Raw genomic sequence first — 14,177 nt, 5'->3', positions numbered from 1 at the left:
AAACTCAAACGACAAAAACTAAGCTCCTTTCTGTTTAAAATAACCTAGTAATTTTTTAACATAACTTTCATCTATTCGTGTGCTGATTGTTCCAGATCCACTTCGTTTAAATGTGTTCTGAAAGTAATCAACTGTTTTTAAATAATGTGCTCGATAATTAGTACGAACTTCCTTAGAGTTGGTATTTACCAAAATCGTTTTACCCGTTTCTGCATCTAACATTGGTACCATCCCTAATTTAGGAATTTCTTCTTCGTATTTATCATAAACTCGAATCCCTGTCACATCATGTTTTCTTCCAACAATTTTTAAAGCATTATCATAATCTTGATCCATAAAGTCAGAAAGCACAAAAACAATAGCTTTCTTTTTCATTACGTTCGACAGATAACGTAATGCTTGAGTAATATTGGTTTTTTTGCTTTTCGGCTGAAATTCTATAAGTTCTCTTATAATTCTAAGTACATGTGTTTTTCCTTTTTTAGGAGGGATAAACAATTCTATTTCATCTGAAAACAGCAATAAACCAACTTTATCATTATTCTGAATTGCAGAAAAAGCTAAGGTCGCACTAATCTCAGTAATGGTTTCTCGTTTAAACTGCTGAGTTGTACCAAATAATTCTGAACTACTTACATCTACCATTAGCACCATCGTCAATTCCCGCTCTTCCTCAAAAACTTTTACATATGGTTCATTATAACGTGCCGTTACATTCCAATCAATAGTTCTAATATCATCTCCAAATTGATATTGGCGTACTTCAGAAAATGTCATACCGCGTCCTTTAAAAGAACTATGATATTCTCCAGAAAATATATGATCAGACAAACGCCGTGTCTTAATCTCTATTTTACGAACTTTCTTAAGTATTTCTTTGGTATCCATTTTCTTTAATTGTCATTTCGATTACACGAAATCTAATATTTGAGTAGTTAAAGGGGTTCCTACTGCTTTCATAGGAATGACAGTAAAGATTTAAGGCACTTCTACTTGGTTAACTATCTTGTTTATGATATCAACAGAAGTCACATTTTCGGCTTCGGCTTCATAGGTAATACCAACTCTATGACGTAACACATCATGTACTACAGCCCTTACGTCTTCTGGAATTACATAACCTCTGCGCTTTATAAATGCATAACACTTTGATGCCATTGCAAGATTTATACTACCACGAGGCGAAGCTCCAAAACTAATTAATGGCTTTAATTCTGGTAGTCTGAACTCTTCTGGAAAACGCGTAGCGAAAATAATATCTAGAATATATTTTTCTATTTTCTCATCCATATATACTTCTTGCACAGCATTTCTAGCGCTTAAAATCTGCTTAAGATCAACTACAGCATTTACCTTTTCGAAACTACCTTTAAGATTATTACGCATAATCAATTGCTCTTCAGCTTGCTTTGGGTAGTCGATCACTGTTTTTAACATAAATCGATCTACTTGTGCTTCTGGTAACGGATATGTACCTTCTTGTTCAATAGGATTCTGAGTAGCCATCACTAAAAAAGGTTGACCTAATTTAAAAGATGTATCACCAATAGTTACTTGGTGTTCTTGCATTGCTTCTAGCAATGCTGATTGTACTTTGGCTGGTGCTCTATTGATCTCATCGGCTAATACAAAATTTGCAAAAATTGGTCCCTTCTTAATTGAAAAATCATTCTCTTTCATATTATAGATCATAGTACCAATAACATCTGCAGGTAATAGATCAGGTGTAAATTGAATTCTACTAAAAGAACCTTTTACAGCTTTCGATAAGGTATTAATCGCTAGTGTTTTTGCCAAACCTGGAACTCCTTCTAATAGTATATGACCATTACCAAGAAGACCTATTAACAATCTTTCTACCATATGTTTTTGACCTACTATTACCTTATTCATTTCAAGGTTAAGTAAATCTACAAAAGCACTTTCTTTTTCTATTTTTTCATTAATCGCTCTAATATCAACGCTTGTAGCTGTTTCTTCCATACTTTTAAAAAAATTTATGCAATACTAAATTATTTTTTACAGGAAAGCAAACTTAGTGCTAAACCATTGGTTCTGTTGTTAAAAATTGGTTAAAAGAACAACTATTACAAACTCTTTTCTATTTAAAACGGTGCATAAAAATTAATTTATAACTTTTTTTATAATCTTTGTTATTATACAAACTAAATAATACCTATTTTGGTGAAGTAACTTGGAGACACGCATCAACCCCTGCGAATGATCAAACGTTCGGGGGTAAAGTTATTACCGATATAATTCTTAATTATAATTTCTCGGAAAAATTTAGTGCAAATATCACAGCCAATAATGTTTTAGATGTTTACCCTGATGAAATTATAACCGGTGGCGATGTTGTTACCGATTTAGGTAGTCGTTTTAGATATCCGTGGAAAGTAAATCAATTTGGCTTTTTAGGAACAATTCTTAAAGCTGGTGTGACATTTAGGTTTTAAAATAAAACATCAATGTATAATAAAAAAACCCTCGAAAATACGAGGGTTTTTTTATTATAAGTTAATCTTTAATACTGTTCCTTATCACTAGGGAAATCTCTTGATTTCACATCACTTATATAATTTTTAAAGGCTCCATTCATTTCTGTATAGAGATCTAGATAACGACGCAAAAAACGAGGGTTAAATTCGTGCGTCATACCCAACATATCATGAATTACTAATACCTGTCCATCTACACCGCCACCTGCTCCAATGCCAATCACAGGAATTGTAATACTTTCTGCCACTTCTTTTGCCAAAGTAGCAGGCACTTTTTCTAAAACTATCGCAAAACAACCCAGTTTTTCAAGAAGCTTTGCGTCTTCTTTCAGTTTTTCTGCTTCTTCTTCTTCCTTTGCCCGTACTGTATATGTCCCGAATTTATAAATGGATTGAGGTGTTAGTCCTAAATGACCCATCACAGGTATACCTGCATTTAAAATACGTTTAATCGATTCTTTAACCTCTTTACCACCTTCCAGCTTGACTGCATGTCCTCCAGATTCTTTCATAATTCTGATAGCTGAGCGTAATGCTTCTTTAGGGTCTGATTGATAGCTCCCAAAAGGAATATCAACCACTACCAAACAACGTTCAACAGCACGTACTACTGAAGTAGCATGGTAAATCATTTGATCTAAAGTAATTGGCAATGTAGTCTCATGACCTGCCATTACATTTGAAGCTGAATCACCGACCAAGATTACATCTATACCTGCATGATCTACAATTTTAGCCATACTATAATCATAAGCTGTTAGCATGGCAATTTTTTCACCATTGCGCTTCATTTCAACCAACGTATTGGTGGTTATTCTTTTATACTGTTTTTTGGCTGTCGACATTCTTATATTATTTAATTAACCCTTTTTAACCGCTTCCCATTCTTTTTCCAAGATACTTGGAAAAATCATTGGCGCTAGGTTTTTTACAGGTTTATATAAAACTGAGGTTTCCAGTTTTTCCTCATTAACAAAAGGTAAATTTCTATTTAGTTTATCAAAAACTATTAAAACGACACTTAATATTAATCCTATTTTTATTACTCCAAAGGCCGCTCCAAATACTTTATTCATAATTCCTAAAGCCGCAGCGTCTGCTAATTTCGTTAGCAGTTTTCCTGATAAGGAAATCAACAATACTATAATTACAAAAGTAATTGCAAAAGATATGATCTGAATATACTTTTGCGACCATTCTACTTTTGAATTTAAAAAATTCGCTGCGAAATATGAAAAATGAATAGCCCCATAAAGCCCTAATACTAACGCTACTAGTGAAGTTATCTCTACAAATAGTCCTTTCATAAATCCTTTTACCAAACCAAAAAGTAATATTGCGGCAAGGATAATGTCTATAGTACTCATTCAATTAATTTGATAAGATTGTCAAAGATATTACTTTTTAATGTACTTCTTCTATTTCAATTTCTTCACCTATATACACCAATAGTTTCCTCTCTACTTCTAATCCAAGCTCTTTGACTGATTGAGCATATTTATTAAGCTGATGATGATATTTTTTATCAGGTTTTCCTGTTTTGTAATCTATGATTGTTGCTTGATTATTTTCATCTAATACCAACCTATCTGGAATAATAATTTCCTTATCGGAAGTCAAAATTTCACGTTCATTATAAACTTTAACGTTCTGTTGAAAATATTCTTTTAATTCAGGATGTTCAACTACATTTCTAACAATCATTCTAATATCTTCAATTTGACTTATTCTAATTGTTCCATTAATTAAATAATAGTCTATTGCATCATCTATGTCAGTCTTTGTTTTAATCTTAGCCAAAATTTCGTGAATCAAGTTTCCATAAAGTATAGATGCTCCCTTTTCAGAATCCCATAATAAACTTGAGGTAGCGACTATATTTATATTATGATCTTGCCATGGAGAACTTATAAACTGTTCTAATTCGTAACTATTTTTAGTAATTTCTTTCTTTTTAGAAACTCTCTTTTTTAAACCAAATTCATATTCAAATCTATCTTCTTCAAATTGGTTTTGAGATCTTAGAAATTCTATAAAAAATTGTGAATACCATTTAGGTTCGTCCGTTTCTTTTCTTTTTTCAGAAATAATATACAATTGTTCAACTGCTCTGGTTAATGTTACATACAACAAGTTGATGTTATCTAATTGTAAATCTGCTTCGTGATTATTCAATAAAACATCTCCTTTTTCACCTGTTTTGCCTAAAACATTCAATGAATTTTTATTTGTAATCAATAAGTTATCAAAACCCTTAAAAGTTGAACTATTTTCTACAGGAAACCATTTTTTTGCTATTTTTTCATAATAAATATCTAAATCATAAGGAAAAATTACAACTGGAAATTCCAATCCTTTTGATTTATGAATGGTCATAATACGTACAGCATTCTTTTCTTCAGGTACTACTATACTTAAATTATCCTTTTTTTCTTCCCAAAATGTTAGAAAACCTTGTAGCCCTTCTGATTTTTTAATAGAATATTGTAATACCTCGTCTAGAAAAAACTGTAAATAGGCATCTGATGTTTTAGTTAGTTCAAAGCTCCTAATTATGTATTCTATGCTTTCATAAAATGGCAATTGTGAAAAAGTTGAATAACTAAAATCAACATCATAATCTTTTAAATTATTAAAGAATTGCTCCGTTTCATAAGCAATAAAATCACTTAAAAAATCGTGTTTATCTTTTTGAATACTCAAATGATCAGATAGAAAATATAAAATGGCTAATTGTGCTTCCTTGTTGGATTGTTGTTGTAAATAAACGAGTAAGTCAATAATGAATTGCACTTTTGGAGAATTCTGCAATAACAAGGTTTCTGAACTTATAATATCGATACCATTCTCAGTCAAATAATTTGCAATTGTCACGCCATGCTTTCCATATCTAACAAGAATACATACTTCGTTTAGGTCAAAATCACTTTTTAGGCCGTTAACTATCTCTAAAACTTTTTCAGGGTAAACTTCATCTTTTTCTGAAGCAAGCAAGCCTTCCTCTATAAAGGACAAGTTGACATACCCTCCTTTTTTATCTGTTAGTCGCTGATGATTTTCTTTAAAGTAAATTTCAGAATATTCCTTTCTCTTAAAATAGTTAGAAACAAACTGAAAAAAGCCATTGTTAAACTCAATGATTTCAGAAAAACTACGATGATTGACTTCTAATAAATCTATCTGTTTATCTATAAAAAAAGGATTCTCTTTTTTTGACAAATTAATGAATTGCTCTGCTTCACCTCCACGCCATCTATAAATAGACTGTTTGGCATCACCAACTAGCAATAAACTTGAATTTTCTTGTGATAAAGCATTACCGATTAACGGAATTAGATTTTGCCATTGTAACTTCGATGTATCTTGCATTTCATCAATAAAGTAATGCTTGTACTTTTCGCCAATACGTTCGTAAATAAAAGCTGCTGGTTGTTCACGTAAATGTTGACTGATAATCTGATTAAATTCTGCATTTAAATGCACATTTTTATCTTCTTTAAGCTCATCTAGACTTTGATTTATTTTGTTTAAAACTCCTAACGGAATAATATTTTTAAGAAATAATTCATAAAGTTGTTTTTCTCCAAAAGCTTTTTTACTTCTATTAAATAATTCAATGAGTTCTGGTAAAATATCTTCAATTCTATTCTTTATATCATCTTGTGTTGTCTTGTTATAAAAATTATGATTTAATATTGCTTTTTCTATAGTTTCACTTCGCTTTATATAATTAAACTTTTTAGAAAAAATACTTAGATCTCTTAAGAAATTGGGGAAGGTTTGACGCGTGAAATTTTCAGGAATTAAGCCTGCATCATTGATAATTTCAAGACTTGTTTTCCCTATTTCTTTTAACTCATCTTCAAGTAACTTCAATTTATTTTGCAAGTTTTCTTTTAGATCAATAAAATCTTCTAGTGATTTATCTTTTAGCTCTTGTACATGTAAGAGATCATTCTCATTCAATAAGATTTGAGCAATTTCTTTTAACTCTCTAGACACATCCCAAGACTTATCTTCATTGGCCTTTTGTAACGAAAAATTGATCAGCACTTTGGTTAATTCTTTGTCTTCGCCAATCTTTGAAATCAATAAATCAACAGCTTCATTTAGCAATGATTTAGTATCCATCTCCACGTCAAAATTCAGCGATAATCCCAAATCAAAAGCAAAACTTCTGATCAATCTATGGGTAAAACTATCTATGGTTGTAATATTAAAAGCAGAATAGTTGTAAAGAATACTTTGCAATACTTTTTTTGATCGTTGTTGTAATATACCATCCTGAATATCTGTGTCATTTTCTATTTGCAAAAACATAGCCGTTTTATCTTGTAAAATCTCCGCTTTAGAGAAATAACGCAAATTAGAAATAACACGTTCTTTCATTTCAGCTGCAGCTTTATTTGTAAAGGTGATAGCTAAAACATTCTGAAAACGATTTGAATCTGAAGTACTCAGCAGAATCTTAAGGTACTCTTTAACTAAAGTGAATGTTTTACCACTTCCAGCAGAGGCATTATATACTTTAAATGTTGAAGAATTTTGCACCGTAGAATTTTATGCAAAATACGAAAATTAACCTCTAAATAAGAAGAAATCTTCTTTCATAGATTCGATACCAGTATCATCATTTGTGATGATATAATCTATGGCTTTATCAGTAAACGATTTTCCTTTTTCGGTAAGAGAAATAATACTACTTTCTATGGTAATCATATTGTTCTTTAAAGCTAATTCTACAACCGATTGTGACTTCACTTTATGCCAATTAATATGTTCATTTAAGTGATTGATATGTCTTTCTTTTTCTTCGTTATGATTATTTAAATGCAATAAAAAAGTAAGTAATTGTACTTCTATTTGTTGTTGTTTATTGCGATACAATACTGAAATTAATCCTTTGTTTGGTGCAAATAAATACACGGATAAAAATACCAATCCTAAAACGGTTGTCATTGATCCAGAAATCGAAGCATCTAACCAATGAGCAACCCAATATCCAGCTATAGCTGAAAATACGCCAAAAATAACCGACAAGGTCAACATCTTCTTGAGATCGTTTGTCAATAAATAAGCTGTTGCCGCTGGAGCAATCATAAGAGCTACTACCAATATAGCGCCAACTGCATCAAAAGCACCGACTGTTGTAATTGAAGCTACACTCATCAATCCATAATGCATAATAGCTGGAGAAAACCCTAAAGCTGTAGCTAAGCCTGCATCGAATGTGCTCACTTTTAATTCCTTGAAAAAAGCAACTAATAATCCTAAAGTAATTAGAAGAATTACACCTATAATCCACATAGACTTAGGTCCCAAATCTACCCCACTGATCAATAATCTATCAAAAGGGGCAAAAGCCAATTCGCCTAATAAAACTGCATCTACATCTAAATGCACATCATTGGCATTTTTAGCAATTAATATAATTCCGATACTAAACAATGCTGGGAATACTAACCCAATAGCAGTATCTTCTTTAACCAAACCTGTTTTTTGAATAAACTCTACCAAAACAACAGTAAGTAAACCAGATAATGCAGCTAGTAAAATTAATATAGGAGAGCCTAGATCATGCGTGATAAAAAAACCTATTACCAAGCCTGGCAAAATAGAATGACTAATTGCATCACTAATCAATGCCATTTTTCGAAGCACCAAAAATGTTCCTGGTATGGCACAAGCAATTGCCACCAAGCTTGCAATTAATTGTATTTCTAATTGTGCGCTACTCATCCTTTAGAGTTACTTGTTGATTGTATAAATTACCAGCAAAATCATATCCTTCTGTAGTCATTGACCACATTTGTCCTTTTACCGATATATAGTTGCGATCTTCCAATTTCTTTAAAGTGCCTCTTGTGTATCCTTGAAAATTATTTAAGATTTTTACAGCATGTGGATGTGATTTGTCTTCATGTGTTTCCGCAATACCAAACATAAAAGCTAATGTTTTATGCAATTGTAAATCTCTACGATTTTTGATCAGTCGAATTTGACGAAATAACAAACCCCTTGAAGGAGAAAAAATAAATGAAAAAATTACAAATACAGCCGCTACTAAAACAATCACTGGCCCAGTAGATAAATTACTCTGACTAGCACTAATACCTGTCCCAATCACCCCAGCAAAAGCTCCAAAAACTGCTGCCAATATCACCATTACACTTAAACTATTCGTCCATTGTCGAGCAGCTGCGGCTGGCGCTAATAACATAGCACTCATCAATACAACACCTACGGTTTGTAAGCCTAAAACGATAGCTAAAACAATAAAAGAGGTAATTAAAATATCAATAAATTTTATATCAAAACCAAGAGTCTTAGTATAATCAGCATCGAATAATAAGAGTTTGAATTCTTTCCAAAATAATAATAGCACTATTAAACAGACGCCGGTAACAATTGCCATAAACCAAACATCTCTAGTTAATAAGGTTGCTGCCTGACCAAATAAAAATTTGTCTAAACCAGATTGATTAGCATTCGGTTGTTTTTGAATGTAAGTCAATAACAACATCCCAAATCCGAAAAAGAGTGATAAAATTAAGCCTAGAGCTGTATCAGATTTTAGATGTGTATTTCGAATAATACCGCGAATCCAGAATGCGCCAATGAGACCACTTATCAATGCTCCTAGCAACAATACATTCGTTTCTTTGGTTCCAGTAATTAAAAATGCAATAGCAATTCCTGGCAAAGCAGCATGCGAAATAGCATCTCCTAATAAGCTTTGTTTTCTCAATACAGCAAAACTACCCAACATACCACATATAGCTCCTAAAATAGCAGTACCTAAGGTGATTGTACGCAACGTATAATCAGTAAAAACAAGTTTAAAATACTCAAGAAAATCCATTATTCTTGCACACTTACTTTATAATTAATTCCGTAAGTCTTTGTAAGATTGTCATCATTAAAAATATCTTTTACAGGGCCTGTTGCAATCTTCTTTACATTTAAAAAAGTAACCCAATCAAAATATTCTGGCACTGTCTGTAAATCATGATGTACTACAATTACTGTTTTTCCTGCTTTACGGAGTTCTTTTAAAATATTTACAATCGCTATTTCGGTAGTTGCGTCTACACCTTGAAATGGTTCATCCATAAAATAAATAGATGCATTTTGAACTAAAGCTCTTGCTAAAAAAATACGCTGTTGTTGTCCTCCCGATAATTGAGATATTTGACGATCTTTAAAAGCCAGCATCCCTACTTTTTCAAGTGCTTCTAGTGCGGCTTTTTTTTGTTTTTGTCCAGGGCGTTTTATCCAACCCAAGCTACCATACGTACCCATCATTACAACATCTACAGCTGTGGTTGGAAAATCCCAATCTACACTTTCTTTTTGCGGTACATAAGCAACTAATTTGCGTTGTTCATCGTATGATTTCCCATAAATTGAAATACTGCCAGCAATAGGCTCAATAATACCTAAAATAGATTTTATCAAAGTAGATTTTCCTGCTCCATTAGGCCCAACAATTGCCATTAGCACACCTTCTGGAATTGCCAAATCGATATCCCATAAAACCGGTTTATAGTTATAAGCTACTGTTAAATCATCTACGGTTACTGCTAGCTTTTTTTCCATGACTTAATTATTTCAATGCGTCAACTATGGTTTTTACATTATGTTTATACATGCCAACATAAGTACCTTCTTCAGTTCCGTCGTTACCTAAAGCATCTGAATATAATGTACCTCCAATTACAGTTTCAATCCCTTTTGATTTCACTGCTTCCTGTAACGCTTCGATTGTTCGTTTAGGTACTGAGCTCTCAACAAAAATTGCTTTTACCTTGTTATTAATAATAAACTCGCCCATTTTTTGTACGTCTTGAACACCTGCCTCTGTAGCCGTAGATAATCCTTGTAAGCCAACTACTTGAAAATTATACGCTTTCCCGAAATAATTAAAGGCATCATGAGCTGTAACTAGAATTCGTTTTTCTTCAGGTAACTGATTTATTGCTAATTCAATTACTGTTTTTAATATAGCTAAACGGTCTAAATAGGCTTTACCATTAGCCTGATATGTCACTGCATTTTTTGGATCTAAATCTGATAATTTAGTAACAACATATAAGGTTACTTTTTCCCAATTAGAAATATCAAACCAGATATGAGGATCATAACTTGAAGAAAACAATTCTGAACTAATCAATGTATTCTTATCGATCACATCAGAAACTGCAATTACTTTTTTGTTTTGATGACGCATTTTTTCAAATACATCTTCTAATTTTCCTTCTAAATGTAACCCGTTGTAGATGACTACATCTGCATTAAATAATTTACTTACATCACCTTCACTGGCTTTGTATAAATGCGGATCAACACCTGTTCCCATCAATCCTTGTACATCTATTTTATCGCCTCCTATATTCCTTAAAAGGTCAGTAATCATTGTAGTTGTAGTAACTATCTGTAATTTATCATTTGGTTTTTTTTCTTTATTCTTACAACTAACTATAGCTAAGGCAAGAAATATTATTATTATTTTTTTCATCTTACTTGTTTTATTCTGGTATTCTAAAACTAATACCTGCGCTTAAAAATAAATCTTGAACATTTTTTGTAATCCCTGTTCCACCAGAAACATCTAATTGAATATTATCACTTATTAAATAAGTTAAACCAGCATCCCATTTATGATCAAAGCTACTATCCTCTGGTAGCTCTCCATACAATTCCACATAAGCACCTACTTTATTAGAAATACTATAACCATAAGCAATAGTATATATATAATTTGCAGTGGTAATGTCTCCATCCCAAGCCATACCGAGGTTATAACCTAAACTAGATTTTTCACTCAATGTATGAGATAAAGAAAAACGAAAATCTGTTCCTGTACTTTTTGTATCAAAGTCATTTGAAGCTAAAAAAGGCATATTTACATGACCTATAAAAGCAATCTCTGGCAACGCTCCTTTTTCTTCAGTTATACCAATTTTTACCCCTAACAATAATGGTGAAAATCCGCTAGCAATTGTGTTAGAGTTAAATGTAACTTCGGTATTATCAAATCCTAATCTCAATTCAAGATTATCTAGTAATCCGTAACGTAACAAAGTTGTATTATAGGTAGTAGATTTAACATTCTGTAACTCTTCATAAAAAGCACCAGTTTCTACTTGTAAAAATTTCTTTGGCACCAAGTTAGAAGCTTCAGTTTGATCTGGTCTATCGGTTGATATAGTACCATAATCTTGTTTTTTAGCTTCTTCTTGTGCATTAGCGAATACAATACTTGCTAATAAAAATAGTACGACAATGTAATTTTGTTTCTTCATCTATTATTCTAATTCTTTTACCAATAAATTTTTGGCAACTTCGTCTGTTATTAATAATTCTTTATTGTTAATTTCTATCTGCATTGATTTATCGAAAGGCTCAACACCTAATACCTTTATTTGGTCACCAATAGCAATATTTTTTTTATTTAAATATTTTAAAAAAGCATCAGAAGAATCTTTTACAGTTAGCAAAATACTTTCTTCTCGTGGCTTTAAAGTAGATAGTTTCACTTTCTTTCTTGAGGTAATGTTTCCTTCCTTATCGGGAATAGGATCACCGTGTGGATCAACTGTAGGAAATTCTAAAAAAGCATCTAAATTATCTATTAATGTCTCTGATTTAATATGTTCTAATTGCTCAGCAATATCATGTACTTCATCCCAGGAAAAATTGAGTTTATCGACCAAAAAACATTCCCATAAACGATGCTTACGTACTATAGATACGGCGATATTTTTTCCTTTTTCTGACAATTGAGCTCCTTGGTATTTTTTATAATCTACAAGTCCCTTATCAGATAATTTCTTGATCATATCTGTAACCGAAGAAGCCTTTGTTTGCATTTTTTTAGCAATCAAATTGGTGTTTACTCCTTTAGTTGCAATTGTTTCTAATGAGTAAATAGCTTTTAAGTAATTTTCTTCGGCTTGTGAAAACACAATCAATTAATTTTTGACAAATATAAATAAATTTTTAGACATGTCTAAAAATTTAAATTGTTAATCAAAACCCATACATTTGAATATGGAAACATTAGAAATACTCGCTTGTCAAAAAGCCAAATTTAAATTACCCGAAGACATTACTTATTTTAACGGAGCTTCGCGTTCTCCAATATTAAAAACAGTTGAAAAACTTGGTCATGAGTTGATTACAAAAGAAGCTTTACCCCACTTAATAAAATCTGAAGACTTTTTTACACATACTGAGGAACTTCGTAAAACTTTTGCAAACTTTATTGATGCTCCAGATTATCATAATACGGCTATTATTCCTTCTGCGTCTTACGGTTTATCTACTGTTGCAAATAATATAAAACTAAAAGCTGGAGATGAAGTTTTAGTTATAGATGAGCAGTTTCCGAGTAATTATTATGTGTGGAAAAGATTAACAGATCAGTATGACACAAAGCTCGTAACTGTAAAAGCTCCATTTGAATTCTCGAACAGAGGTAAGCTTTGGAATGACAGTATCTTACAAGCAATTAATAAAAACACTGCGGTTGTAGCCATGGGCCCTTGTCATTGGGCAGATGGTACCATTTTCGATTTAAAACCAATTCGAGAAAAAACAACTCAAAATGATGCATTGCTTATTATAGACGGCTCTCAAAATATTGGAGCTGTACCATTTTCTGTTAAAGAGATTGAGCCTGATGCTTTAATTACAGTAGGTTATAAATGGTTATTAGGTTTATACTCTATGGGAATGGCATATTATTCTGATCGATTTAATGATGGTGTGCCTCTCGAAGAAAACTGGATTAATAGAAAGGGCAGTGAAGACTTTAGAAACTTGGTGAATTATCAAGATGAATACCAGCCAAAAGCTGGTCGTTATAATATGGGGGAACGCTCACAATTTATTGCTACCCCAATGATGACAAAAAGTATAGAACAAATAATGGAATGGCAACCAAAAAATATACAACAATACTGCCATTCAATTTCTAAATCTGCCATTGAAAAATTAAGAGAATTAGGTTGTTTTATTGAAGAAGATGCCTACAGAAGAAAACATTTGTTTGGTGTCTATCTACCAAAACATGTTGATTTAGAAAAACTTAAAACTACGTTCTACAAGGATAATGTATATGTTTCATTTCGTGGTAATGCGATACGGATTTCATCAAATGTCTATAATGATGAGCTGGATTTTGAGAAATTAATTGATTGTTTTAAATAGCTTTTGGAATATTTTTTGTTGCATCAATTTTATGAAACAAGTTCTTTTAATAGTTTTTACCTTCTCGGTCATTTTTTCTTTTTCGCAAAAAAAATTTTCACCATTTGTCAATCCACCTGAAACAAAGCCAAGATTTATTAAAGATTCACTTCTAACAGAAAAAGAGAATTTAGAATCTTTTAGAAAGAAAATTTCAGATCATTTTATAAAAAGTATTGAAAATTCAAACTTAAAAGATTCAATTAAGGCTAAATTTTATGTTAGTTTTAAAATAGACACTTTAGGGGTTTCTAGATTTCACAACATCAAACCTCAAAGTTTAGAAACACAGTTTATTAAGGAAAAGCTTTCAATTATAATTAAGTCTTTGCCCAAATTTATTCCAGCTACTCAGAGAAATAAAAAAGTTTCTATATTTTACTCCATTCCCGTATTTAGAAACAAATAAGTTAAATATATTTGCCC

At 31.7% G+C, this 14,177-nt stretch carries 14 protein-coding genes; 3 read left to right on the top strand and 11 right to left on the bottom strand.

The features are described from left to right. Positions 1 to 18: 18 nt before the first annotated feature. Both AC1EUV_RS04550 and AC1EUV_RS04545 read right to left on the bottom strand, forming a co-directional pair. Entirely contained in the window at positions 19 to 888 is an 870-nt protein-coding gene (locus AC1EUV_RS04550; RefSeq protein WP_480197484.1) for a DUF58 domain-containing protein, read from the bottom strand. 90 nt (positions 889 to 978) lie between these two features. Then, on the bottom strand, positions 979 to 1,983 hold the full coding sequence (locus tag AC1EUV_RS04545; protein ID WP_480197483.1) for an AAA family ATPase: 1,005 nt from the start codon (positions 1,981 to 1,983) through the stop codon (positions 979 to 981). 167 nt (positions 1,984 to 2,150) lie between these two features. Here AC1EUV_RS04545 and AC1EUV_RS04540 point away from each other — a divergent pair, with 167 nt between their 5' ends. Next, positions 2,151 to 2,456, top strand: a complete 306-nt coding sequence (locus tag AC1EUV_RS04540) for a hypothetical protein (RefSeq protein ID WP_480197482.1) — start codon at positions 2,151 to 2,153, stop codon at positions 2,454 to 2,456. Positions 2,457 to 2,524: 68 nt separating this feature from the next. On the opposite strand, the gene panB is transcribed toward AC1EUV_RS04540, so the two are convergent. Genes panB through AC1EUV_RS04495 form a run of 9 tightly spaced genes read right to left on the bottom strand, consistent with a single transcriptional unit; the run spans position 2,525 to position 12,466 of the window. Then, complete coding sequence (panB, locus tag AC1EUV_RS04535; protein WP_480197481.1) at positions 2,525 to 3,343, bottom strand: 3-methyl-2-oxobutanoate hydroxymethyltransferase; 819 nt, start codon at positions 3,341 to 3,343, stop codon at positions 2,525 to 2,527. A gap of 15 nt (positions 3,344 to 3,358) precedes the next feature. Continuing rightward, entirely contained in the window at positions 3,359 to 3,865 is a 507-nt protein-coding gene (locus AC1EUV_RS04530; protein ID WP_480197480.1) for a CvpA family protein, read from the bottom strand. Between the two features lie 37 nt (positions 3,866 to 3,902). Next, positions 3,903 to 7,049: a UvrD-helicase domain-containing protein gene (locus tag AC1EUV_RS04525; RefSeq protein WP_480197479.1), complete on the bottom strand. Its 3,147-nt coding sequence runs from the start codon at positions 7,047 to 7,049 to the stop codon at positions 3,903 to 3,905. Positions 7,050 to 7,076: 27 nt separating this feature from the next. Then, positions 7,077 to 8,237 carry a metal ABC transporter permease gene (locus AC1EUV_RS04520; protein WP_480197478.1) on the bottom strand — a complete coding sequence of 387 codons (1,161 nt, stop codon included), beginning with the start codon at positions 8,235 to 8,237 and terminating at the stop codon, positions 7,077 to 7,079. Beyond that, positions 8,230 to 9,360, bottom strand: coding sequence for a metal ABC transporter permease (locus tag AC1EUV_RS04515; protein WP_480197477.1), 1,131 nt, complete (start codon positions 9,358 to 9,360; stop codon positions 8,230 to 8,232). The genes AC1EUV_RS04520 and AC1EUV_RS04515 overlap by 8 nt, the downstream gene beginning before the upstream one ends. Next, positions 9,360 to 10,097: a metal ABC transporter ATP-binding protein gene (locus AC1EUV_RS04510; protein ID WP_480197476.1), complete on the bottom strand. Its 738-nt coding sequence runs from the start codon at positions 10,095 to 10,097 to the stop codon at positions 9,360 to 9,362. The genes AC1EUV_RS04515 and AC1EUV_RS04510 overlap by 1 nt, the downstream gene beginning before the upstream one ends. Before the next feature lie 7 nt (positions 10,098 to 10,104). Beyond that, positions 10,105 to 11,016, bottom strand: a complete 912-nt coding sequence (locus tag AC1EUV_RS04505; protein WP_480197475.1) for a metal ABC transporter solute-binding protein, Zn/Mn family — start codon at positions 11,014 to 11,016, stop codon at positions 10,105 to 10,107. Positions 11,017 to 11,026: 10 nt separating this feature from the next. Continuing rightward, complete coding sequence (locus AC1EUV_RS04500; protein WP_480197474.1) at positions 11,027 to 11,803, bottom strand: transporter; 777 nt, start codon at positions 11,801 to 11,803, stop codon at positions 11,027 to 11,029. A gap of 3 nt (positions 11,804 to 11,806) precedes the next feature. Further along, the gene (locus tag AC1EUV_RS04495; protein WP_480197473.1) at positions 11,807 to 12,466 is read right to left on the bottom strand and encodes a metal-dependent transcriptional regulator; all 660 of its coding nucleotides are present in this window, start codon (positions 12,464 to 12,466) and stop codon (positions 11,807 to 11,809) included. Positions 12,467 to 12,551: 85 nt separating this feature from the next. Between AC1EUV_RS04495 and AC1EUV_RS04490 the strand changes: the two genes are divergently transcribed. Together AC1EUV_RS04490 and AC1EUV_RS04485 are read left to right on the top strand one after the other, a co-directional pair. Further along, a complete protein-coding gene (locus AC1EUV_RS04490) occupies positions 12,552 to 13,712 on the top strand; it encodes an aminotransferase class V-fold PLP-dependent enzyme (protein WP_480197472.1) in 1,161 nt (386 codons plus the stop codon). After that, entirely contained in the window at positions 13,696 to 14,160 is a 465-nt protein-coding gene (locus AC1EUV_RS04485; RefSeq protein WP_480197471.1) for a hypothetical protein, read from the top strand. The genes AC1EUV_RS04490 and AC1EUV_RS04485 overlap by 17 nt, the downstream gene beginning before the upstream one ends. Positions 14,161 to 14,177: the final 17 nt, after the last annotated feature.

It is taken from the genome of Maritimimonas sp. 2304DJ26-3 (assembly GCF_056591635.1).
Note: the sequence above shows the minus strand (reverse complement) of the source record. Positions and strands in the feature narration are given on the sequence as shown.

What these genes read in the sequence shown, in the direction of transcription:
- AC1EUV_RS04550 (WP_480197484.1), bottom strand. Translation starts at nt 888, where the DNA reads ATGGATACCAAAGAAATACTTAAGAAAGTTCGTAAAATAGAGATTAAG.
- AC1EUV_RS04545 (WP_480197483.1), bottom strand. Translation starts at nt 1,983, where the DNA reads ATGGAAGAAACAGCTACAAGCGTTGATATTAGAGCGATTAATGAAAAA.
- panB (WP_480197481.1), bottom strand. Translation starts at nt 3,343, where the DNA reads ATGTCGACAGCCAAAAAACAGTATAAAAGAATAACCACCAATACGTTG.
- AC1EUV_RS04530 (WP_480197480.1), bottom strand. Translation starts at nt 3,865, where the DNA reads ATGAGTACTATAGACATTATCCTTGCCGCAATATTACTTTTTGGTTTG.
- AC1EUV_RS04520 (WP_480197478.1), bottom strand. Translation starts at nt 8,237, where the DNA reads ATGAGTAGCGCACAATTAGAAATACAATTAATTGCAAGCTTGGTGGCA.
- AC1EUV_RS04515 (WP_480197477.1), bottom strand. Translation starts at nt 9,360, where the DNA reads ATGGATTTTCTTGAGTATTTTAAACTTGTTTTTACTGATTATACGTTG.
- AC1EUV_RS04510 (WP_480197476.1), bottom strand. Translation starts at nt 10,097, where the DNA reads ATGGAAAAAAAGCTAGCAGTAACCGTAGATGATTTAACAGTAGCTTAT.
- AC1EUV_RS04505 (WP_480197475.1), bottom strand. Translation starts at nt 11,016, where the DNA reads ATGAAAAAAATAATAATAATATTTCTTGCCTTAGCTATAGTTAGTTGT.
- AC1EUV_RS04500 (WP_480197474.1), bottom strand. Translation starts at nt 11,803, where the DNA reads ATGAAGAAACAAAATTACATTGTCGTACTATTTTTATTAGCAAGTATT.
- AC1EUV_RS04490 (WP_480197472.1), top strand. Translation starts at nt 12,552, where the DNA reads ATGGAAACATTAGAAATACTCGCTTGTCAAAAAGCCAAATTTAAATTA.